Here is a 19,513-nt window from a genome sequence, read left to right on the forward strand (position 1 = left end):
CCGCCCACGACCACTCGATCGGGTGTACGAGTGGTGGAACTTCGGCAACCGCCCCGGCTGTTGAGACAGGTGAAGGGCAGGATCGGAGGACCGGAAGGGAGCAGGGCGATGCGATACGGAAGTTCTCCCGGGCAGGTGGGGTACGGGGGGCCGGCCGCGCGGCGCCGGAGCGTGCTGGCGGCGGTCGCGCTGGCCGGGTGCGGTGCGCTGCTGGTCGCGGGGTGCTCGCCGAAGGGCGGCCCGGACACCGGGCTGGGCGGTTCCCCACCGGGCGCGACGGCGGCGGGGTCCGGGTCACCGGGCCCTTCGGGGAGCGGGGCCGCTTCGCCGCCGGCGTCGGGCCCGCCCGCGAAGGGGGCGGTGACCGTCGCCGGCGAGGCCGCCAAGGACCTGGAGTCGCCCTGGGGCGTGGCGCCGCTGCCCGGAGGGGATTTGCTGGTCGCCTCCCGGGACAAGGGGACGATCAGCCGGGTCGCGGCGGGGTCGGGTGCGGTGACGCGGATCGGCGAGGTGCCGGGCGTGGATCCGGGCGGCGAGGGCGGGCTGCTGGGCCTCGCGCTGTCGCCGGCCTTCGCCTCGGACCGGCTGGTGTACGTCTACTTCACGACCGCGTCGGACAACCGGATCGCACGGCTGCGCTACGACGAGCAGAGACCGCCCGGGCAGCAACTGGGCGCGCCCGACACCGTGTTCCGCGGCATCCCCAAGGGGTTGATCCACAACGGCGGGCGGATCGCCTTCGGCCCGGACAAGATGCTGTATGCGGGGACGGGCGAGACGGGTGTCACCGGGCTCGCGCAGGACAAGGAGTCGCTCGGCGGCAAGATCCTGCGGATGACTCCGGACGGGGATCCGGTGCACGGCAATCCGGAGGCCGATTCCGTCGTCTACTCCTACGGGCACCGCAATGTGCAGGGCCTTGCCTGGGACAAGGACAAACGGCTGTGGGCGGCCGAGTTCGGCCAGAACACCTGGGACGAGCTGAATCTGATCGAGCCCGGCGCGAACTACGGCTGGCCCGAGGCCGAGGGGAAGGCGGGCAAGCCGGGTCTGCGGGATCCGGTGGCCGTGTGGCGGACCGACGAGGCCTCGCCGAGTGGGATCGCCTGGGCGGAGGGGTCGGTGTGGATGGCCGGGCTGAAGGGCGCGCGGCTGTGGCGGATCCCGTTGGCAGGGGCGGAGCCGGTGGCCGAGCCCGAGGCCTTCCTGGAGGGCGAGTACGGCCGGCTGCGGACGGTGATCGCTCTCGGCGGTGACCGGCTGCTGCTGGTCACGAGCGAGACGGACGGGCGCGGGTCGCCGGAGGCGGGCGACGACAGGATCCTGACACTGACGGTGCGATGACCGGCATGCCCCCGCGGGGGCGGAGGGTGCGTGGACACGGTGTTCAACATGATCGAGGAGCTGTTCAACCCGGGACGCAAGCACTCGAACGAGGAGAAGAAGCGGTTGGAGCTGTCCCGGACCGACGTGGGTGACAGCGATCCGGGACGGGGTCCGATAGACCTCGACTCCGGCAGGGTGCTCATACGCCTGGACGAGGAGCCCGCGGACGGGCGCTGACCGCAGGCGCGCCGGGGGGGCCGACCGGGCCGGTCGGGGTGAACAGCCGCAGCCGGTGGGCGAGGGCGGCCGCCTCCCCGCGGCCGGCGACGCCCAGCTTGGCCAGGATGTTCGAGACGTGCACGCTCGCTGTCTTCGGGGAGATGAAGAGCTCCTCGGCGATCTTGCGGTTGGTGCTGCCGGCCGCCACCAGGCGCAGTACGTCCCGCTCGCGGCTGGTCAGGCCGAGGGCCTCGGCCGGCTCCGGCTCGGGGGCGTGCGGGGGTGTGTCGTGGGCGGTCAGCGGGATCCGGGCGCGCCGGGAGAGCAGGGCCAGGTCCTCACGCAGCCGGCGTGAGCCGATCCGGTCGGCGGTGGCGTGGGCCTCGCGCAGCAGGGCGGCCGCGGGCTCGCGGTCGCCGAGGGCCAGCAGGGCCTCGGCGAGCCGGTGACGGGCCCGGGCCAGCAGGTACGGGCGCTCCAGCGGGCGGACGGACTCCTCCACGGCAGTCCAGTCGGCGACGCTGTCCCGGCCCTCGGCGCGCAGCAGTTCGGCCCGCAGGAATTCGGCGTGCGCGCTCCACACCCGGGCCGGGGTGGCGAGGGTCCGGGCGGCGGCGCGCAGAACACCCAGGGCGGCGGCACGGCCGGCTTCGGCGGCGGGAAGCCCCCGGGCGTCCGCCTCGGCAGAGGCGGACGCGAGCAGCAGCGGCCAGGCGTAGCGGTGCTGCCCGAGCGGGAAGCCGTGGTCCACGGCGGCGGCCGTCTCGGTGCGGACGTCGGCGATGCGGCCCTCCCCCGCGGCGATCCCGATCGCCAGGCGGTGCAGCGGGATCCGGTGCTGGGGCTGGGTTTCGTGCGCGGCGAAGTGGGTGTGGGCGGCGGCGAGCTGTTGGGTCGCCTCGGTCAGCTCGCCCCGCGCCAGGGCCAGCTGGGCGAGCCGTGCGGAGGCGGAGCCGCGCGGGGCGGCGCTCTGGCCGACCAGCAGGGTGCGCCGTGCCGCTTCGGCGGCCTCGTCCCAGCGGCCGAGGCTGTAGAGGCTCTCGGCCATGTTTCCGAAGAGCCAGGCCTCGGTGTCCAGCAGCCGGGATCTCCGGGCCAGTTCGGCCCCTTGTTCGGACAGTTCCACGGCCTCATGGGACCGTCCCAGGCTTTCCAGTTGAGAGGTGAGGTTGATATGCGCACGTCCTGCAAGCAGCGCGAGGCCGAGCTCCGTGGCCCGTTCCCTGACCGCGTGCATCTCGGCGAGGCCGCCCGGGCCGTCGCCGGCGTCGGTGAGCAGTGCGCCGACCGTGATCCGGGCGTTCAGCTCGGTCTCGGCCGCCCCGACCATCCGCGCGTACTCGACGGCGCGTTCGGCGGCGGCGAGGTTTCCGGGGCCCGGCTTGTGGAGCATGCCCCAGCTCGCGGCCCGGACCAGGACCTCGGCGTGCACCTGGGACGGGGGCAGCCCCCGGACGAGGTCCTGCGCCCTGGCTATCTCCTCCCAGCCGTCGCCGCGGCCGAGGCCGGCGATCAGGCGGGAGCGTTCCATCCAGAACCACGCGGCGCGCAGCGGGTCGCCGTGCTCCTCCAGCAGGCGCAGCGCCGTCTTCGTGATCTTCAGGGCGCGTTCGCGTTCCCCTCCGTAGCGTGCTGCGACGGTCGCCTCGGCCAGCAGGTCGAGGCGCTGGAGCGGGGTGGTGGCGGGGTCGCAGCCGCAGGGCGGGTACACGTCGGTGTAGTCGGCGGGGCGAAGCGCGTCGCGGACGTCCTGCGGGGCGCTGTCCCACAGGTCCAGTGCCCGCTCCAGCAGGTTCAGCTGCTCGGAGTAGGCGTGGCGGCGGCGGGCGGCGACGGAGGCGGCCAGTACGGCGGGCAGCGCCTTGGCGGGGTCGTTCGCGTGGTACCAGTAGCTGGCCAGCCGGATGACCCGTTCCTCGGCGCGGATCAGGTGGGCGTCGGCCTCCACGGCCTCGGCGTAGCGGCGGTTGACGCGGGCGCGCTCGCCGGGCAGCAGGTCGTCGCTGACGGCCTCGCGGACGAGCGAGTGCCGGAAGCGGTAGCCGTCGCCGTCGGGGGTGGCGAGCAGGATGTTGGCGCCGACCGCGGCTCTCAGCGCCTCGATCAACTCGTCCTCGGTGAGCCCTGCGACGGCTCGCAGCAGCGGGTACTCGACGGTGGACCCGCCCTCGGCGACGATGCGCACCAGGCGCTGGGTCTCGTCGGGGAGGACCTCGACGCGGACGAGGAGGAGGTCGCGGAGGGATTCCGTGAGTCCGGTGCGGCAGCCTCTCTCCTGGGAGGCGACGAGTTCCTCGACGAAGAAGGCGTTGCCGTCGGACCGGTCGAAGACCGTGTCCACGAAGTCCTCGTCGGGCTGGGCGGCGAGGATGCCGGCGAGCTGGCGGCGTACCTCCGCGCGGTTGAAGCGGGACAGCTCGATCTTCCGGACGGTGCGGAGCCGGTCGAGTTCGGCGAGGAGGGGGCGCAACGGGTGGCGGCGGTGGACGTCGTCCGACCGGTAGGTGGCGACGACGACGAGCCGGCCGCTGCCGAGGGTGCGGAAGAGGTAGGAGAGCAGGTGCCGGGTGGAGGTGTCCGCCCAGTGCAGGTCCTCCAGGACGAGGACGACGGTGCGGTCGGCCGCGAGCCGCTCCAGCATCCGGGCCGTCAGTTCGAAGAGCCGGGCGGTGCTCTCCTCGTCGTGCGGCCCCCGCGGGGTGTCGCCGAGTTCGGGGAGGATCCGGGCGAGTTCGTCCTCCTGGCCCGCGGCCGCCGCGGCCAACTCCTGCGGGAGCAGCCGGTGCAGGGTGCGCAGCGCCGTCGAGAACGGGGCGAAGGGAAGCCCCTCCGCCCCTATCTCCACGCAGCCGCCGACGGCGACGACGGCGCCTCGCCGGTCCGCCTCGCAGAGGAACTCCTCGGTGAGGCGGGTCTTGCCGACCCCGGCCTCGCCCCCGATGAGCATCGCCTGGGGCTCGCGGCCCGTGGCGCGGGTCAGGGCGTCGGTGAGTACGGCCAGTTCGTCGGCGCGGCCGACGAACACCGGGCTGACAGATCTGGTCTCCACGTCGCCGAGCATCGCACAGGGGCCCTGGCCTGCGGCACCCGTTATGGGCGCGCTCCCGGTCACGCGCGGGTTCAGGCGGGCCGGGGCGCGGAGCGGGCGCCGCGGGTCCCGGGTCCTGTCAAGCGATCCCGGGGTTCCTGGCCGCGCAAGGAGGCGCGGCGCGCCTTCCGGGCCTCGCCGGCCGTCCGGTACGCGGCGGCCTCCCGGAGGAGGTCCGTGGTGCGGGCGGCCGCGGCGATCTCGTGCTCGAACATCTCGTACTCCCTGGTCGCTGTTCTCGGCACCTCGTTCGGTGTGGTCCAAGATTCGCGTCCCAGGGGGTACCGGCACATCGGGCGCATGCCGCATCCGCCGGGCGCCGGGGGCCTTAGTCCGGGGTGGTGCGCCCGGGAGGGGCCTCGGGCGCCTAAGGCACCGCTCAGGCCGCTGCCTTCGGGATGGCCAGGAGGAGGTCGAAGTACATGAGGACGAAGAGCAGTACGCCGAGGGCGCCCAGGCCGATGCCCGCCCAGGAGACGGACCGCACCCAGGTGGGGAGGGTGCGCTCGGGGGTGCTGAAGGCGGGGAGGGCCAGCACGAAGGTGGCGATGATCAGGGCGAGGGCGGAGAAGACGCCGTTCACCATGGCGGTGGTGTGCCACGGGTCGACGAACTGGGCGGCGATCTGCGCGTTGGCGTCGGCGGCCTGGCTCAGTTCCAGACGGGCGGCGATGCTCGCGCGCTCGGACACGATGCCGGCGACCCAGCTCCCGCTGAGGGCGACGACGGAAAGACCGGCGGAGACGATCGCGAAGGCCGCGGAGCCGACGTGGCTCGGCTGCTCCTCGTCGGCCAGGTCCTCGGCGAAGGCGTCGTCGTCGAGGTCCGCGTCGGCCGCGGCGTCCAGGTCGGCCTCGGTCTTGGCCTGGGCCTCGGCCTCGGCCGCGGCGTCCTGGGGGGTCTCGGTCTTTTCGAGGGCGACCGGGGTGGTGTCCGCCTCGGCGGCGTTCGGGGCGGGGGTCTTCGTGGTGTCCATGCGGGGCACCGTAGGGGCCGCGTCTGAGAGTTCTCTGAGAATCCCGTGGTCATGGCCGTATCGGGCCCCGGGATCGGCGGGGCCCGGACGGCGTGCCTCAGGAGGTGCGGGCGGCCGCCCACTCGGGGGCGAGGACCGACCAGACCTCGGTGTCCTGGCGGACGCCGCGGTGGAAGTAGTTCTCCCGCATGACGCCCTCGCGGGTCATGCCGAGGCGTTCGGCGACGGCGAGGCTCTTCTTGTTGCCGGTGGCGGCGTGCCATTCGACGCGGTGCATGCCGCGCTCGCCGAAGGCGTAGTCGATCAGGACCTGGCAGGCCCTGGTCACCAGGCCGCGGCCGGCCGCGGCGGGCTCCAGCCAGCAGCCGATCTCGCAATTGCCGCCGTCGGCGTCGAAGTTGGGGAAGAGGACGCCGCCCACGAGAGTGCCGTCGAGGCGGATGCCGAAGAAGCGGGCGCCGTCCTCACCGGCCTTCACGGCGTACTTGGCCAGGAAGGCCCTGGCGGAGTCCACGTCCGGGGACCGGTCCGGGAAGCCGACGTACTGGCCGATGAACTCGCGTCCGCGTTCGATGTGCGCGAAGAACTCCTCGGCGTGCCGGGCTTCCAGCGGGAACAACTGGGCGCCTTCGGCGAGGTCTATCGAGAACATGCGGCTTCTTCCTTGGGTCTCGTGCGGCGGTCGGCCGGATCACCGGGAGGCTGTGGCGGGCTCGGCGTCGTCCTCACTCGTGGTGGGGACCGCGCCGGACCGCTGTGCCGGAAGTTTCGCATGCGGGCGGTGTTCGGGCGGCTCGATGCTGATCCTGGGGAGCCGCCGGTCGAGCCAGGCGGGCAGCCACCAGTTGGCGCCGCCGAGCATGTGCATCAGGGCCGGGACGAGGAGGGTGCGCAGCACGAAGGCGTCGAGGGCCACGGCCGCGGCGAGCGCGATGCCGAACATCGCGATGATCCGGTCGCCGCTGAGGACGAAGGCGAGGAAGACGGAGATCATGATGACGGCGGCCGAGTTGATGACCCGGCTGGTCTCGGCGAGGCCGACGCGCACGGCCCGCCGGTTGTCGCCGGTCTCCAGCCACTCCTCGTACATCCGGCTGACGAGGAAGACCTGGTAGTCCATCGACAGCCCGAAGAGGACGGACACCATGATCACGGGCAGGAAGGGTTCGATGGGGCCGGCGCTGCCCAGGCCCAGCCGTTCGCTGCCCCAGCCCCACTGGAAGACCGCGACCACGACGCCGAAGGAGGAGGCGACGGCGGCGACGTTCATGGCCGCCGCCTTCAGCGGGATGCCGATGGACCGGAAGGCCAGCAGCAGGAGCACGCAGCCGAGGGCGACGACCACGGCGACGAAGAGCGGCAGCTTCCCGATGATGACCTCGGCGAAGTCGTCGTAGGCGGCCGTCACCCCGCCGACGTGGACCTCCATGGAGTTGCCCTGGCCGGCGCGCGGGATGACGTCCTGGCGGAGCGTGTCGACGAGGCCGCTCGTGGCCCGGGACTGCGGGGCGGAGTCCGGTACGACGGTCAGGACGGCCGTGTCGCCGCTGCGGTTGAGGACGGCGGGGCCGGTGGAGGCGACGCCCGGGGTCGTACGGAGCGCCTGCGCCAGCTGGTCCACGGCGAGCCGGTCCCCGGCGCCGTCCAGGCGGGCGACGACGGCGAGCGGGCCGTTCGCGCCGGGCCCGAAGCCCTCCGCGAGCAGGTCGTAGGCCTGCCGGGTGGTGGAGGTGGCGGGGTTGTTGCCCTGGTCGGAGGTGCCCAGGTGGAGGGAGAGGGTGGGCAGGGCCAGTACCACCATGACGGCGGTGGCGACGGCACCGAGCAGCTTGGGGTGGCGTTCCACGAAGGCGGACCAGCGGGCGGCGAAGCCGGAGGTCCGCTCGGGCTGCGGGCCCTCGGTGGCGAGCCTGCGGCGCTCGCGGCGGGAGAGGGCGCGCATGCCGATGTAGGAGAGGAGCGCGGGCAGCAGGGTGGCGGAGGCCGCGACGGTCAGGACGACGGTCACGCAGGCGGCTATCGCGACGCCGTTGAGGAAGTTCAGCCGCAGCACGAGCATGCCGAGCAGGGCGATGCAGACGGTGGCGCCGGCGAACACGACGGCCCGGCCGGTGGTGGCGACGGCCCCGGCGGCGGCCTCTTCCACCGGGAGGCCCCGTGCGAGGTTCTTGCGGTGCCGGGTGACGATGAACAGCGCGTAGTCGATGCCGACGCCGAGGCCGATGAGTGTGCCCAGCATGGGGGCGAAGTCGGCGACCGGCATCGCGTGACCGAGCAGGGTGATGCCGAAATAGGCGGTGCCCACGCTGACGAGGGCGGTCGCGATGGGCAGCAGGCTCGCGGCGAGGGAGCCGAAGGCGAGGAAGAGGACGAGGGCCGCGACGGCCACGCCTATGGCTTCGGCGAGGTGCGCGGTGGGTGCCTCGGTGAGCTGGATGGCACGGCCGCCCAGTTCGACCTGGAGTCCGCCGGCCTCGGTGGTGGGGTTCTTCGCGGCGTCGACGACCGCCCTCGCCTGGGCCTTGGGCACGGAGTCGGCCGGCTGGTCGAAGATCACCACGGCATAGGCGGTGCGTCCGTCGGGGCTGATGCGCGCGGCGCTGTCGGGGCCGGGGCCGTAGGGTCCGGCGACCGATCCGACACCGGGCAGTGCGGCGACGGTGTCGAGCGCACGGGTCATGCGCTGCTCGATGTCCGGGGTGCGTGCGCTCTGATGGTCCGGGGCCCGCCACACGATGGTGTCGGTGTCGCCGCCCTGGCCGTGGAAGCCTTCACGCAGGAGGTCGTTGGCCTTGCCGGACTCGGTGCCGGGGACCTCGTAGTTGTTGGAGAACGCCGTTCCGGCGGTCACTGCGGCCGCCGCGGTCCCGCCGAGGGTGAGCAGCCAGATCAGGACGGCGAGGAGGCGGTGGCGCATGCACCACCGCGCGAAGACTGCCAACGGACGTGCTCCCTGGTGGGTTCGGATCTTTACCGGGAGACAGCCCGTCGCAAAGAACGCGTTGAACTCGTGAAGGCCCGGCCGAGGCCCGGGGGATCGCCCCGCGATTCGGCCCAGATGGTCTGCAACCTCCACGATCCCAGCGTTTCGTGATCGTTGGCCCGTTTCGTGTGCATCATCACAGGAGGACCGGGAGGTGTTCGGGAACTCAGGCCCCGGCGGGGGTCCGGCCGGGAGTCCCCGAGGAGAGGGCGCCGACCCGGTCTTCGGGCTCGTCGACCCGGTATCCGGGGATCGAGGGCCAGCGGACGGTGAGTACGACCGCGTCCTCCTCCGCGTACCAGGAGTGGTCGACGCCGCGGCCCCAGAGGACGTAGTCGCCCTGCTCGGCGAGGACGACGGTCCGCCCCGGGAACTCCAGCCGGAAGCGTCCGCTGATCAGGACCAGCAGTGCGGTGCGCTTCTCCGCGGTGGCCCAGCGCTCCCGTTCGTCGCCCTTCGGGTGGACACCCCATTTGATCTCCACGTCCTCGCTGTGACGGGGATCGGCCGGGTCCTTGAAGTGGCCGAGGAGCCAGCCTCGGTCGGCGGCGGCGTCGGGGGCGGCCTTGCCGGTGTAGATGGTGAGGTCGTCGTTCACGGGGGTGAGGCTAATGCAGTTGTGCGGGCCGCTCCGACACTGGTGAGCTGGCCCGATGACGATGGATCCTGATGAGCTGCTGAAGGTGCGCGCCCGGTACGACGCCGAGGTGCGCGAGGGTGCGCAACCGGACGGCGCGGACGCACTCGTGGAGCGGGTGGGCCGGGTCGTCCGGCAGAGCGTGCCCGGCCTCGGGTGGAACGGCGTCCTCTGGTCGGACCTCGACGAGGATACGGCGGACGCGCAGATCGCGGCGCAGGTGGCGTTCTTCGCGGAGCGCGGCTGCCCGGACTTCGAGTGGAAGCTGTACCGGCACGACCGGCCGGCGGACCTCGGGGACCGGCTGCGGGCGGCGGGGTTCGTACCGGAGCCGCCGGAGACGCTGATGGTGGGGCGGGTGGCGGAGCTCGCGCAGCTTCCGGTGGAGCCGCCGCAGGGCATCACCCTGCGCGTGGTGACCGACGAGGCCGGCGTCGACCTGATGATGCGGGTCCACGCGGGGGCCTTCGGCACGGAGCGGCCCCGCATCCGGGAGGCGCTGCTGAGCCGGCTGCGCGACGAGCCGGAGACCGTCGCCGCGGTCGTCGCGATGGCGGGCGACACCCCCGTGAGCGCGGCCCGGATGGAGATGCGGCCGGGCACGGCCTTCGCGGGCCTGTGGGGCGGCGGCACGCTCCCGCGGTGGCGCGGCCGTGGCATCTACCGCCTGCTGGTCGCGCACCGGGCCCGCATCGCGGCGGAGCTCGGCATCCCCTACCTCCAGGTGGACGCCTCGGACGACAGCCGTCCGATCCTGGAGCGGCTGGGCTTCGGGGTGATGGGTGTGACGGTGCCGTACATCTGGACACGGCCGCAGGAGCCGACGCCAAAGGAGTAGGCGCCGGCCCGGCAGCAGGGGGTGCCTCGCCTCCCGAGGCGGGGTTCCGCCGACGGGGGCGGCGCGGCATGATCACCGGCATGGAACGCATCAGCCCGCCCCTGACCGGCGATGAGCGCGAGACCCTCCGGGCCTACCTCGACTACCACCGCGCCACCCTCGCCTGGAAGTGCGAGGGCCTCGACGACGAGCAGCTGCGGCGCGCCTCCATGCCTCCGTCCACCCTGTCCCTGCTGGGGCTGGTCCGGCACATGGGCGAGGTCGAGCGGCACTGGTTCCGGCGCGTCCTGGGCGGCGAGGAGCTCCCGCACCTGTGGTCGCAAACCCACGACTTCCAAGCCGCCTACGACGCCTCCGGGTCCACCCGTGCCGCGGCCTTCACCGCCTGGCGGGAGGAGGTCGCGCACGCCCGCCGCATCGAGGCGGCGGCCGAGTCCCTGGAGGTGACGGCGTACGTGCCGAGCTGGAAGGAGAATGTCTCGCTGCGCCTCAGCATGCTGCACCTCATCCACGAGTACGCCCGGCACAACGGCCACGCCGACTTCCTGCGCGAGGCGATCGACGGCGCCACCGGCGCCTAGGGAGTGTCGTCAAAGTGGCGTCGGCCGCCCGAAGGGCGGGGCCGGCCAGGCGGGCTTTGACGACGGGGCCTAAGGGCTGTCTTTCGGATCCTGCGGGACCCGCGCTGCCCGGCATCGGGCCTCGCCGCGCTGTCGGGGCGCCCGAGTGCGTCCGGTACACGGCCAGCTCCTCCGCCTTGCGGAGCACGGCACCGGACAACGCGGGCTCGGCCGACAAGATCCGGAAGGGACGGCCTCAGGCGTCCGCCCGCCAGTAGCCCAGGCCGTTCACCCGCTGCTTCGGCAGGCCGAGGTCCTTGCGCAGGTAGGCCGTCAGGTCGCGCGTCGTGGCGGTGTCGCAGGCCAGCCAGACGTACGCCGATGCCGGGTCCCCGAGCAGATCGGGCAGTTCGGCCCGGACCCGGTCGGCCAGCGCCGTGCCGTCCCGCCGCACCCGGCGGATGTCGTGCCGGTCCGCGTCCAGGCGTACGGGCAGCCCCGTGTCCGAGGTGTGCTGGGTCTCGAACCAGATGGTGGCGGGCGTGGCGGGGAAGGCGTCCAGGAGCGAGTTGATCGCCGGGAGGGACGCGGGGTCGCCGATGACCAGCAGGCGTTCCGGGGCCGGCGCCGGGGCGGTGAAGCCCGTGCCCTGCACGGTGGCCTCGATGGTGTCGCCCGGCTGCGCGGCGCGCGCCCAGGCGCTGGCGACGCCGTCGTGCAGCGCGAACTCGAAGCAGAAGGTGCCGGTCTCCGGATCCGGGTCGACCAGTGTGTACGCCCGCTGGTGCGGCCGGTCCGCGTTCTGGAACCAGACCCGCACCCACATCGTCGGGTGCAGCGACGCGCCGGCCGCGGCCAGCAGTCCGCCGTCGGTGAAGTACACCCGGCGGTAGTGCTCCGTGACGTCTTCCGCCCCGGTCACCGTGAACGTGAAGTCCTTGCCCCGCAGGAGCTTGAGGACCACGCCTTCCCAACCCTTGCCGACCGCCATGTTCGAACCCTCCCCTGACACCTCTATAGTTAGGGCAGCCTAACCTAAATGCGCGTCGGGAAGAGAGCAGCGTGAGCAGTGTGAGCAGCGGAAGCGACCCGGAGTCGAACACGGGCGCCCAGGGTGAGCCCCACGGGCAGACCCCGGAATCCTACGACGTCTTCCGCGACCCCTGGGGTATCCCCCACCTGCGCGCTTCGGACGAACTGGGGCTCGCCCACGCCCAGGGCCGGGTCACCGCGTTCGACCGCGCCTGGCAGCTGGAGGTCGAACGGCACCGCGCCGACGGCTCCAGCGCCTCCTTCCTCGGCCCGGACTCCGTCGTCTGGGACCGTTTCGCCCGCCAGAGCCGCCTCGCCGACACCGCCCGCCTCTGCTACGGGGCCATGGAGGCCGACGACCCCGCGACCGCCGCCTGGGTGCGCGCCTACGTCGACGGCGTCAACGCGGGCCTGGCCGCCGGCGCCGCCCGCGACGAGCGCTTCGCCCGCACGGGTCTCACCCCCTCCCCGTGGGAGCCGTGGGTGCCGCTGGCGATCTGGATCGCGACGCACATCCTCTTCGCCGGCTTCCCGACCAAACTGTGGCGCGAGCGCGTGGCCCGCGCCCTCGGCGACGAGACGCTCACCCTCTTCGCGACCGACGGCCCCCGCATCGCCGGCAGCAACGGCTGGATGGTCCCGGGCGACCGCACCACCACCGGTGCGGCGATCATCGCGGGCGACCCGCACCGGTTCATCGAGGACCCGGGCGTCTACCAGCAGATCCGCCTGGCCTGCCCGGACTACGACGTCCTGGGTCTCGCCGTCCCGGGCGTACCCGGCCTCGCCCACTTCGGGCACACCGGCTCCGCCGCCTGGGCCATCACCAATGCGATGTCCGACTACCAGGACCTGTACGTGGAGCAGCTGCGCCGCGGCGAGGGCGAGGGCGGCGCCGCCGTAGTCGAGGCGCTCGGCCCGGACGGTGTCTGGGAGCCCGTCGCTCGCCACACGGAGACCATCACCGTGGCGGGCGGCGACGACGTCGAGGTGGAGGTCCTGGAGACCGCCCGCGGCCCGGTGATCGTGCACGCGGACGGCGACCCCGGCCCACAGCCCGGCACCGACGCCAGTGCCTACCCGGCCGGTGTCGACGGCAGCACGCAGACCCTCTCCCTGCGCTACCCGCCCCGCGTCCGGCGCGACCTCGGCTTCGCCGCCCTCCCCGCCCTGCTGCGCGCCCGTACCGTCGCCGACATCGACCGCGCCCTCGACGGATGGGCGGAGCCGGTCAACGTCGTCCACGCGGCCGACACCGAAGGCGGCCTGCTGCACCGCGTCGCGGGCGCCGTTCCGCTGCGCCACCCCGCCAACCGGCTGCGTCCGGTGCCCGCGTGGGACCGGGAGCACGCATGGCAGGGCTGGGCGCCGACCCCCGCCGAGCCGGTGCAGGGCTTCGCCGTGATGGCGAACGCGCGCGGCATCGCCTCCCCGCTGGGCGTGGAGTTCGCACCCCCGCACCGCGCCGACCGCATCCGCGAGCTGCTCAGCGGCTCGGCGGACTGGTCCCCGAAGGCGATGGCCGACGTACACCGGGACACGTACCTGGCCTCGGCCGAGCCGCTGCTCGCCCTGCTGCCCGGCTTCGAGGAGCTGACGCCCGCCGCGCGGGAGCTGCGCACCCGACTGCTGGCCTGGGACCGGCGGATGGAGGCCGAGAGCACCGACGCCACCGTCTTCGCGGCCTTCCGGACCGCGACCGTACGGCGCTTCGCCGCCGACCCCGTCTTCGCGGACCTCGCGGGGGCTCCGGCCGGACCGGCGGTGTTCCACCCGTGGCTGTACCTCCTTCCCAAGATCGGTTACGCGCTCGAAGGCCTGCTCACCACGTCCCTCGTACCGGAGCTGGACCGCGCCGCGCACGTCCGCGCCGCCTTGGAGGAGACAGCCGCGGCGGCCACCCCCGACACCCCGTGGTCGCAGGTCCACCGTCTGACCCCCTGGCAGGCGGTCCCCGACCCGGACGCGCCCGAGTGGCCCGGCCTCGGCGGCGACCACGACTGCGTGAACGCCACCTCCTCCGTACCCGGCTTCACCGACCTCACCGCCCGCGCGTCGGCCGCCCGCTACGTCTGGGACCTGGCCCGCCGCGAGGACAGCCTCTGGGTGGTCCCGCTGGGCGCGGACGGTGTCACGGGAACCCCGCACCACCGCGACCAGCTCCTCCTGTGGGCACGCTGCGAACTCGTCCCGGTCGTCACCGACTGGGCCCGGCTCACCAAGGAATCGATATGACCTCCGCCGTATCCCCCGCCCCCCGACGGCCCGTCCACACGCACTTCGTGGAGGGATTCGGCACCGTCACCGTCACCCCGGTCGACCCGGCCGCCGACGCAGGACTGATCCACGGCTGGGTCACGCAGGCGCGGGCCCGCTTCTGGGGCATGGGCGGGGCCAGTCTCGAACGGGTCCGGGAGATCTACGAGGACGTCGACCGCCGCACCACGCACCACGCCTTCATCGGGGCCCTGGAGGGTGTGCCGGTCGCGCTGTTCCAGACGTACGAGTGCGAGGCGGACCGGGTCAGCGAGTGCTACGACGTCCAGCCCGGCGACGTCGGTGTGCACCTGCTGATCGGCCCCAGCGAGGGCGCGCCCCGGCCCGGCTTCAGCGGGGCCCTGATGACGGGCTTCCTCTCCTTCGCGTTCTCCGACCCGGCCGCCCGGCGCCTGGTCGCCGAGCCGGACGCCCGCAACACCAAGGCCATCGCGCGGCTGGAGCGCACCGGGTTCGTGCTCGGCCCGCAGGTCGTGCTCCCGGAGGTCGACCTGCCGGAGGTCCACCTCCCGGCCAAGCCGGCCCGCCTGGCCTTCCTCAGCGCTCCGGCGTCGCCCGCAGGAAGTCGCTGACCAGCGCCGCCCATTCGGCCGGGCGCTCGGCGAACGGAAGGTGCCCGGTGGGCAGTTCCGCGAGCCGGGCACCCGGCAGCGCGTCCGCGAGCTCCCGCTGGAGCGGGAGCGGCACGAGGAGGTCCTCGGTGGTCGCGATGACGAGGGACGGCACGTCGAGCGTCGCGATCTCGGAACGCAGGTCCGCGCCTTCGAGCAGTGCGACCTGGTCCGGGGTACCGGGCGGCACGGACTCGGCGGTGTCCCGCACCAGTCGGTCCACCTGGGCGGGGGTGAGGTCCTCCAGGACCGCCGGGTTCACCGCGAGGGACACCAGCAGCGAGGCCATCGGCTCCCGCTCGTCGCGTTCGGCGAGCTGCCTCCAGAGGCCGCCCACCAGCTCCAGCCGGTTGTCGGCCCGTGCGAAGGTGGCGGTGAGCACGAGTGCGGTGACCCGCTCCGGGTGGCGGGAGGCGATCCGGACGGCGACGTTCCCCCCGAGCGAGTAGCCGAGTACGGCGAACTCCTCCAGCCCCTCCGCGTCGGCGGCGGCCACCAGCTGGTCGGCCAGCTCGTCCAGCCGGAGCGGCTCGTCGGCGCGCGGGGTGCCCCCGGTGCCGGGGTAGTCGACGCCGACGACGCTGAAGCGGCTGGCCAACGCGTCCAGGACCGTTCCGAAGTTGGTCTCGACGGAGCCCCCCGCCCCGTGGGCGAGCAGCAGCCCGGGGCCGCCGCTCTCGGTGCGGACGGTACGGGAGTAGGGGGCGGTGGTCGTCTCGACGACGGGCATGGCGAAACCTCGGCCTTTCTGTAGGGATCGTTACGGATTGAACGGTACACAGATTCTTTAGCGGACGCTACATAAATTCGCCCGCCCGCCCGGCGAACAGCCGCCCGGCAACGGCAAACCGACCGTTCCGATTGACCGCGTGATTCCCGTCACGAAAGACTGACGGCCATTCACCTACCCGGTGCTGGGGGGAAATTGACCAGCCAGAATCTGCACATCGGTCCGGACGCGGCAGCGGACCGCTATCGCCTGCTCAGGTCGATCGGGCGCGGCGGGGAGGCCGTGCTCTACCTCGCGGAGATCGAACTCGCGGGCGGGTCGGAGCCCGTCGTCGTCAAGGTGCTCGACTCCAAGACGACCATCACGCCCGAGGTCTTCGACCGCATCAGCCAGAAGTGGAACGAACAGGCCGAACTGCTGAGGTTCGTCCACCGGCCCGGCGTCGTGGGAGTGCGGGAGCACTTCGAGGGCCCGCCCATCCACCGGCCCGGGGAGTCGTCCACCCTGACCGGGCGGGCGCTCGTCCTCGTCATGAACCACATCGACGGGCTCGACCTGCGGGACTGGCGGGCCGAGCGCACGCTCACCACCGCCCCCGAGCGGCGTGAGGTCATGCGGACCCTGGAGCAGCTGGCCGAGGTACTGGACTGGCTGCACTCGGGCAAGGCCACGCCCTCCGGGCGCCAGGTCGTCCACGGCGACCTCTCGCCCGGCAACGTGATGGTCGACGCGCACGGCCAGGCCACGCTGGTGGACTTCGGCCTCAGCAAGCTGACCGCCGACCACCAGACGGCCGAGGTCTGGTTCACCCCGGGCTACGCGGCGCCCGAGGTGTTCGAGGGCAAGCGGACGCCGGGCACCGACCGGTACGCCTTCGGGGCGATCGCGTACTTCCTCCTCAGCGGGGAGTCACCGCCCGCCTCTCCCCAGCAGCTGGCCCGGGCGATGGCCGAGCTGCCGCAGATCGCGGTACTGGACGCCGAGCAGCGGTCCCGGATCACCGCCCTCTACGCCGAGGAGCCCTCCCGGCGGCCGGTGAACCTGGCCGGGTGGATGAAGGACCTGCGCCACGCGGTGGTGTCCACGACGACGTCCACGACCTCGCAGCGGGCCCTGCAGGATTCCCCGCCGAAGCCCGCGACGCCTCCGCCGCCCGTCGTGCCGCCCCGGCCGGCCGAACTGCCGGCCCGGCCCGCCGAGGCTCCGTCCCAGCCGCCGCCGTACGTGGCGACCGCGCCGGTGACAGCGCCCGACCCGGCCCCGGCCGCGGCGCCCGCACCGGCCACACCGCCGTCCGCCACCGTTCCCGGCGCGGTGCCCGCCGGCTACGGCCCTGCGGCGCACCACCCGGGCCCGGGCGTCCCGGCGACGGCGAGCGCCCCGGAGCCGCCGCCCGCCGGGAAGGCGAAGAAGAAGCGGACCGCGGTGGTCCTGGGCTCGGCGGCCGCCGTGGTGGTCCTGGCCGTGCTCGCGGTGCTCGGTGCACAGCTCCTGGGGAACAAGGAGAAGGTCGACGCCGCCAAGGACGGCAAGGGCGGCGGGGACGGCACCCCGGCGGCCACGGCGCCCGCATCACCCGCGCCGTCGCAACCGGGGGCGACGAACGAGTCCACGCCCGAGGCCTCCGCGAGCCCCGAGGCCTCCGCCGGCCCGCACGCCCCGGGGGCGGTCAAGGACAGCAACGTCGCCGACCTGACCGTGCTGGCCTCGGTGGGCGACGTCGACAACTTCGAGGTCGGCTCCGCCAAGCTGAACACCACGGAGTACGGGGCGGCGCTCCTCGGCAGCTGCTACTACGGTGCGGCCATCGAGTACGACGTCAACAGGGCCTGGTCCACACTGGAGTTCACCGCCGGGATCGACGACGGCTCGACCGTGGAACAGGCGCGGCTGACCATCTCGGTGGACGACAAGCCCGCGACCTTCTCCGAACTGGTCCACCTGGGCAAGCCGGTCACCAAGTCCCTGGACATCAAGGGCGCCCTGCGGCTGCGCATCAAGGTGGAAGAGGGCTGCAAGGGCCGCGGCAACGCCGTCCTGGCGGCCCCCGTCCTCAAGCGCTGACGCCCCCCGACCCGTCCGACACCCCGAGGTCGGCCCGCATGGCCGCGCGCATCTCCCGGAGCAGGGCCCAGATCTCCTGTTGCTCCCGGGAGACCGCGGCCATCGTCTCGCCTTCCTCGGGGGTGCCCCGCTCCAGGCGCTTGACCTGGCCGTACACCCTGCTCAGGGCGTGGTTGACGGCGCTCGCGGGCCCGAGCACGGCGTCCGGGGCGATCATCTGCGCCTCGGAGTAGCGGTCGCGCTGGGCGTTCTTCGCCTCGTCGAGCACCTCCCGGTCCGCGTCCTCGATCGTGCGCTCCCGCATGACGTGCAGATGGCGGTTGAGGGCGGTGGTGAACTGCCGTGCTTCCCGGTTGAGGTCCGCGTAGCAGGCCCGCCGCAGCGTCAGGTAGTCGCGGATCTCCTCGTGCGCGCGTACGAGTTCCACCTCCCGGCGTTTCGCCCGCTCCGCGCCGCGCTGGGTGAGCAGCGCCGCGCCCAGGGTGCCCGCAACGCCCGCGACCGCGATGACCATCGCCCCGATCTCCACTCTCAACTCCCCCTGTCCGTCGGCATCCTCGATCGCCCAGTGTGCGGGAGACGGCCGAGGCCCCGCACCAACCGGTGCGGGGCCTCGGATCGTTCAGTCGCTCAGGGGTGAGGGGCTCAGCCCTCGGAGACGCCCAGGCGCTCCAGGATGAGCTCCTTGACGCGCGCCGCGTCGGCCTGGCCGCGGGTGGTCTTCATGACCGCGCCGACCAGGGCGCCGACCGCGGCGATCTTGCCGCCGCGGATCTTGTCGGCGATGGCCGCGTTGCCCGCGATGGCCTCGTCGACGGCCGCGCCGAGCGCGCCCTCGTCCGAGACGACCTTCAGGCCGCGCTTCTCCACGACCTCGTCCGGGGTGCCCTCGCCGGCGAGGACGCCCTCGATGACCTGGCGGGCCAGCTTGTCGTTCAGGTCACCCGCCGCGACCAGGGCCGCGACCCGGGCCACCTGCGCCGGGGTGATCGGCAGCTCGTCGACGACGACGCCCTGCTCGTTGGCGTTGCGGGCCAGCTCGCCCATCCACCACTTGCGGGCGGCGGCCGAGTCGGCACCCTCCTCGATGGTGGCGACGATGGAGTCCACCGCGCCCGCGTTGAGGATCGACTGCATGTCGTGCTCGCTGACGCCCCACTCCTCGCGGAGGCGGTTGCGGCGCACGCGCGGCATCTCGGGCAGGCCGCCGCGCAGCTCCTCGACCCACTCGCGGGCCGGGGCGACGGGGACCAGGTCGGGCTCCGGGAAGTACCGGTAGTCCTCGGCGTTGTCCTTGATGCGGCCGGCCGTGGTGGAGCCGTCCTCCTCGTGGAAGTGCCGGGTCTCCTGCACGATCGTGCCGCCCGACGAGAGCACCGCCGCGTGGCGCTGGATCTCGAAGCGGGCCGCGCGCTCGACGGAGCGCAGCGAGTTGACGTTCTTGGTCTCGCTGCGGGTGCCGAACTCGGATTCGGGAGTGGGGCGCAGCGACAGGTTCACGTCGCAGCGCATCTGGCCCTTGTCCATGCGGGCCTCGGAGACGCCGAGCGCCTTGATGACCTCGCGCAGCTCGGCGACGTACGCCTTGGCGACCTCGGGGGCCCGCTCACCCGCGCCCTCGATGGGCTTGGTGACGATCTCGATGAGCGGGATGCCGGCGCGGTTGTAGTCCAGCAGGGAGTGGGACGCGCCGTGGATACGGCCGGTGGCACCGCCGACGTGCAGCGACTTGCCGGTGTCCTCCTCCATGTGGGCGCGCTCGATCTCCACTCGGAAGATCTCGCCGTCCTCCAGCTGGACGTCGAGGTAGCCGTTGAAGGCGATGGGCTCGTCGTACTGGGAGGTCTGGAAGTTCTTCGGCATGTCCGGATAGAAGTAGTTCTTCCGGGCGAAGCGGCACCACTCGGCGATCTCGCAGTTCAGCGCGAGACCGATCTTGATGGCGGACTCGACGCCGATCGCGTTGACGACCGGGAGGGAGCCGGGCAGGCCGAGGCAGGTGGGGCAGGTCTGCGAGTTGGGCTCGGCGCCGAGCTCGGTCGAGCAGCCGCAGAACATCTTGGTCCTGGTGCCGAGCTCGACATGGACCTCGAGGCCCATGACGGGGTCGTACGACGCCAGGGCGTCCTCGTACGACAGCAGTTCGGTGAAGGTGGTCACGGTGAAACTTTC

General features: G+C 73.1%; 17 protein-coding genes. 7 read left to right on the plus strand and 10 right to left on the minus strand.

The window, feature by feature from the left end:
* Positions 1 to 108: 108 nt before the first annotated feature.
* Together ACZ3X1_RS11510 and ACZ3X1_RS11515 are read left to right on the plus strand one after the other, a co-directional pair.
* Positions 109 to 1,344: a PQQ-dependent sugar dehydrogenase gene (locus ACZ3X1_RS11510; RefSeq protein WP_467278860.1), complete on the plus strand. Its 1,236-nt coding sequence runs from the start codon at positions 109 to 111 to the stop codon at positions 1,342 to 1,344.
* Between the two features lie 30 nt (positions 1,345 to 1,374).
* Positions 1,375 to 1,563 carry a DUF6191 domain-containing protein gene (locus ACZ3X1_RS11515; protein WP_390076106.1) on the plus strand — a complete coding sequence of 63 codons (189 nt, stop codon included), beginning with the start codon at positions 1,375 to 1,377 and terminating at the stop codon, positions 1,561 to 1,563.
* Here the strand turns inward: ACZ3X1_RS11515 and ACZ3X1_RS11520 are convergent.
* From ACZ3X1_RS11520 to ACZ3X1_RS11545, 6 genes are all read right to left on the minus strand, one after another.
* Entirely contained in the window at positions 1,526 to 4,606 is a 3,081-nt protein-coding gene (locus ACZ3X1_RS11520) for a helix-turn-helix transcriptional regulator (protein ID WP_467278863.1), read from the minus strand. The two genes, ACZ3X1_RS11515 and ACZ3X1_RS11520, sit on opposite strands and share 38 nt — an antisense overlap.
* Positions 4,607 to 4,665: 59 nt before the next feature.
* The gene (locus ACZ3X1_RS11525) at positions 4,666 to 4,848 is read right to left on the minus strand and encodes a hypothetical protein (protein WP_467278865.1); all 183 of its coding nucleotides are present in this window, start codon (positions 4,846 to 4,848) and stop codon (positions 4,666 to 4,668) included.
* Positions 4,849 to 5,012: 164 nt separating this feature from the next.
* A complete protein-coding gene (locus tag ACZ3X1_RS11530) occupies positions 5,013 to 5,609 on the minus strand; it encodes a hypothetical protein (protein ID WP_356810595.1) in 597 nt (198 codons plus the stop codon).
* Positions 5,610 to 5,706: 97 nt separating this feature from the next.
* Positions 5,707 to 6,261: a GNAT family N-acetyltransferase gene (locus ACZ3X1_RS11535; RefSeq protein WP_467278870.1), complete on the minus strand. Its 555-nt coding sequence runs from the start codon at positions 6,259 to 6,261 to the stop codon at positions 5,707 to 5,709.
* A 39-nt stretch (positions 6,262 to 6,300) separates the two neighbouring features.
* The gene (locus ACZ3X1_RS11540) at positions 6,301 to 8,550 is read right to left on the minus strand and encodes an MMPL family transporter (protein ID WP_467278873.1); all 2,250 of its coding nucleotides are present in this window, start codon (positions 8,548 to 8,550) and stop codon (positions 6,301 to 6,303) included.
* 208 nt (positions 8,551 to 8,758) lie between these two features.
* Entirely contained in the window at positions 8,759 to 9,190 is a 432-nt protein-coding gene (locus tag ACZ3X1_RS11545) for a cupin domain-containing protein (protein WP_356810598.1), read from the minus strand.
* Positions 9,191 to 9,251: 61 nt separating this feature from the next.
* Here ACZ3X1_RS11545 and ACZ3X1_RS11550 point away from each other — a divergent pair, with 61 nt between their 5' ends.
* Both ACZ3X1_RS11550 and ACZ3X1_RS11555 read left to right on the plus strand, forming a co-directional pair.
* Positions 9,252 to 10,067 (plus strand): GNAT family N-acetyltransferase, encoded by an 816-nt coding sequence (locus ACZ3X1_RS11550; RefSeq protein WP_467279512.1) that lies wholly within the window; start codon positions 9,252 to 9,254, stop codon positions 10,065 to 10,067.
* Positions 10,068 to 10,147: 80 nt separating this feature from the next.
* Positions 10,148 to 10,648, plus strand: coding sequence for a DinB family protein (locus tag ACZ3X1_RS11555; protein ID WP_467278876.1), 501 nt, complete (start codon positions 10,148 to 10,150; stop codon positions 10,646 to 10,648).
* A gap of 235 nt (positions 10,649 to 10,883) precedes the next feature.
* Here the strand turns inward: ACZ3X1_RS11555 and ACZ3X1_RS11560 are convergent, their stop codons facing one another.
* The gene (locus ACZ3X1_RS11560) at positions 10,884 to 11,618 is read right to left on the minus strand and encodes a siderophore-interacting protein (protein WP_467278879.1); all 735 of its coding nucleotides are present in this window, start codon (positions 11,616 to 11,618) and stop codon (positions 10,884 to 10,886) included.
* Positions 11,619 to 11,797: 179 nt separating this feature from the next.
* On the opposite strand from ACZ3X1_RS11560, the gene ACZ3X1_RS11565 reads away from it, so the two are divergent.
* Together ACZ3X1_RS11565 and ACZ3X1_RS11570 are read left to right on the plus strand one after the other, a co-directional pair.
* Positions 11,798 to 13,894 (plus strand): penicillin acylase family protein, encoded by a 2,097-nt coding sequence (locus ACZ3X1_RS11565; protein ID WP_467279516.1) that lies wholly within the window; start codon positions 11,798 to 11,800, stop codon positions 13,892 to 13,894.
* Positions 13,891 to 14,508 (plus strand): GNAT family N-acetyltransferase, encoded by a 618-nt coding sequence (locus tag ACZ3X1_RS11570; protein ID WP_356810603.1) that lies wholly within the window; start codon positions 13,891 to 13,893, stop codon positions 14,506 to 14,508. The genes ACZ3X1_RS11565 and ACZ3X1_RS11570 overlap by 4 nt, the downstream gene beginning before the upstream one ends.
* On the opposite strand, the gene ACZ3X1_RS11575 is transcribed toward ACZ3X1_RS11570, so the two are convergent.
* The gene (locus ACZ3X1_RS11575; protein ID WP_467278881.1) at positions 14,474 to 15,277 is read right to left on the minus strand and encodes an alpha/beta fold hydrolase; all 804 of its coding nucleotides are present in this window, start codon (positions 15,275 to 15,277) and stop codon (positions 14,474 to 14,476) included. The two genes, ACZ3X1_RS11570 and ACZ3X1_RS11575, sit on opposite strands and share 35 nt — an antisense overlap.
* A gap of 195 nt (positions 15,278 to 15,472) precedes the next feature.
* On the opposite strand from ACZ3X1_RS11575, the gene ACZ3X1_RS11580 reads away from it, so the two are divergent.
* Positions 15,473 to 17,341, plus strand: a complete 1,869-nt coding sequence (locus tag ACZ3X1_RS11580) for a protein kinase domain-containing protein (RefSeq protein WP_467278883.1) — start codon at positions 15,473 to 15,475, stop codon at positions 17,339 to 17,341.
* Here the strand turns inward: ACZ3X1_RS11580 and ACZ3X1_RS11585 are convergent.
* Positions 17,331 to 17,870: a hypothetical protein gene (locus tag ACZ3X1_RS11585; RefSeq protein WP_467278885.1), complete on the minus strand. Its 540-nt coding sequence runs from the start codon at positions 17,868 to 17,870 to the stop codon at positions 17,331 to 17,333. The genes ACZ3X1_RS11580 and ACZ3X1_RS11585 overlap by 11 nt on opposite strands.
* A 116-nt stretch (positions 17,871 to 17,986) precedes the next feature.
* Positions 17,987 to 19,501: an Asp-tRNA(Asn)/Glu-tRNA(Gln) amidotransferase subunit GatB gene (gene gatB, locus ACZ3X1_RS11590; RefSeq protein WP_356810693.1), complete on the minus strand. Its 1,515-nt coding sequence runs from the start codon at positions 19,499 to 19,501 to the stop codon at positions 17,987 to 17,989.
* Between the last annotated feature and the right edge of the window lie 12 nt (positions 19,502 to 19,513).

This window comes from Streptomyces sp. NPDC023541, assembly GCF_055559995.1.

Excerpts from the sequence above, each read along its gene's own strand:
- ACZ3X1_RS11510 (WP_467278860.1), top strand. The coding sequence starts at position 109 with ATGCGATACGGAAGTTCTCCCGGGCAGGTGGGGTACGGGGGGCCGGCC.
- ACZ3X1_RS11520 (WP_467278863.1), bottom strand. The coding sequence starts at position 4,606 with ATGCTCGGCGACGTGGAGACCAGATCTGTCAGCCCGGTGTTCGTCGGC.
- ACZ3X1_RS11525 (WP_467278865.1), bottom strand. The coding sequence starts at position 4,848 with ATGTTCGAGCACGAGATCGCCGCGGCCGCCCGCACCACGGACCTCCTC.
- ACZ3X1_RS11530 (WP_356810595.1), bottom strand. The coding sequence starts at position 5,609 with ATGGACACCACGAAGACCCCCGCCCCGAACGCCGCCGAGGCGGACACC.
- ACZ3X1_RS11535 (WP_467278870.1), bottom strand. The coding sequence starts at position 6,261 with ATGTTCTCGATAGACCTCGCCGAAGGCGCCCAGTTGTTCCCGCTGGAA.
- ACZ3X1_RS11550 (WP_467279512.1), top strand. The coding sequence starts at position 9,252 with ATGGATCCTGATGAGCTGCTGAAGGTGCGCGCCCGGTACGACGCCGAG.
- ACZ3X1_RS11555 (WP_467278876.1), top strand. The coding sequence starts at position 10,148 with ATGGAACGCATCAGCCCGCCCCTGACCGGCGATGAGCGCGAGACCCTC.
- ACZ3X1_RS11560 (WP_467278879.1), bottom strand. The coding sequence starts at position 11,618 with ATGGCGGTCGGCAAGGGTTGGGAAGGCGTGGTCCTCAAGCTCCTGCGG.
- ACZ3X1_RS11570 (WP_356810603.1), top strand. The coding sequence starts at position 13,891 with ATGACCTCCGCCGTATCCCCCGCCCCCCGACGGCCCGTCCACACGCAC.
- ACZ3X1_RS11575 (WP_467278881.1), bottom strand. The coding sequence starts at position 15,277 with ATGCCCGTCGTCGAGACGACCACCGCCCCCTACTCCCGTACCGTCCGC.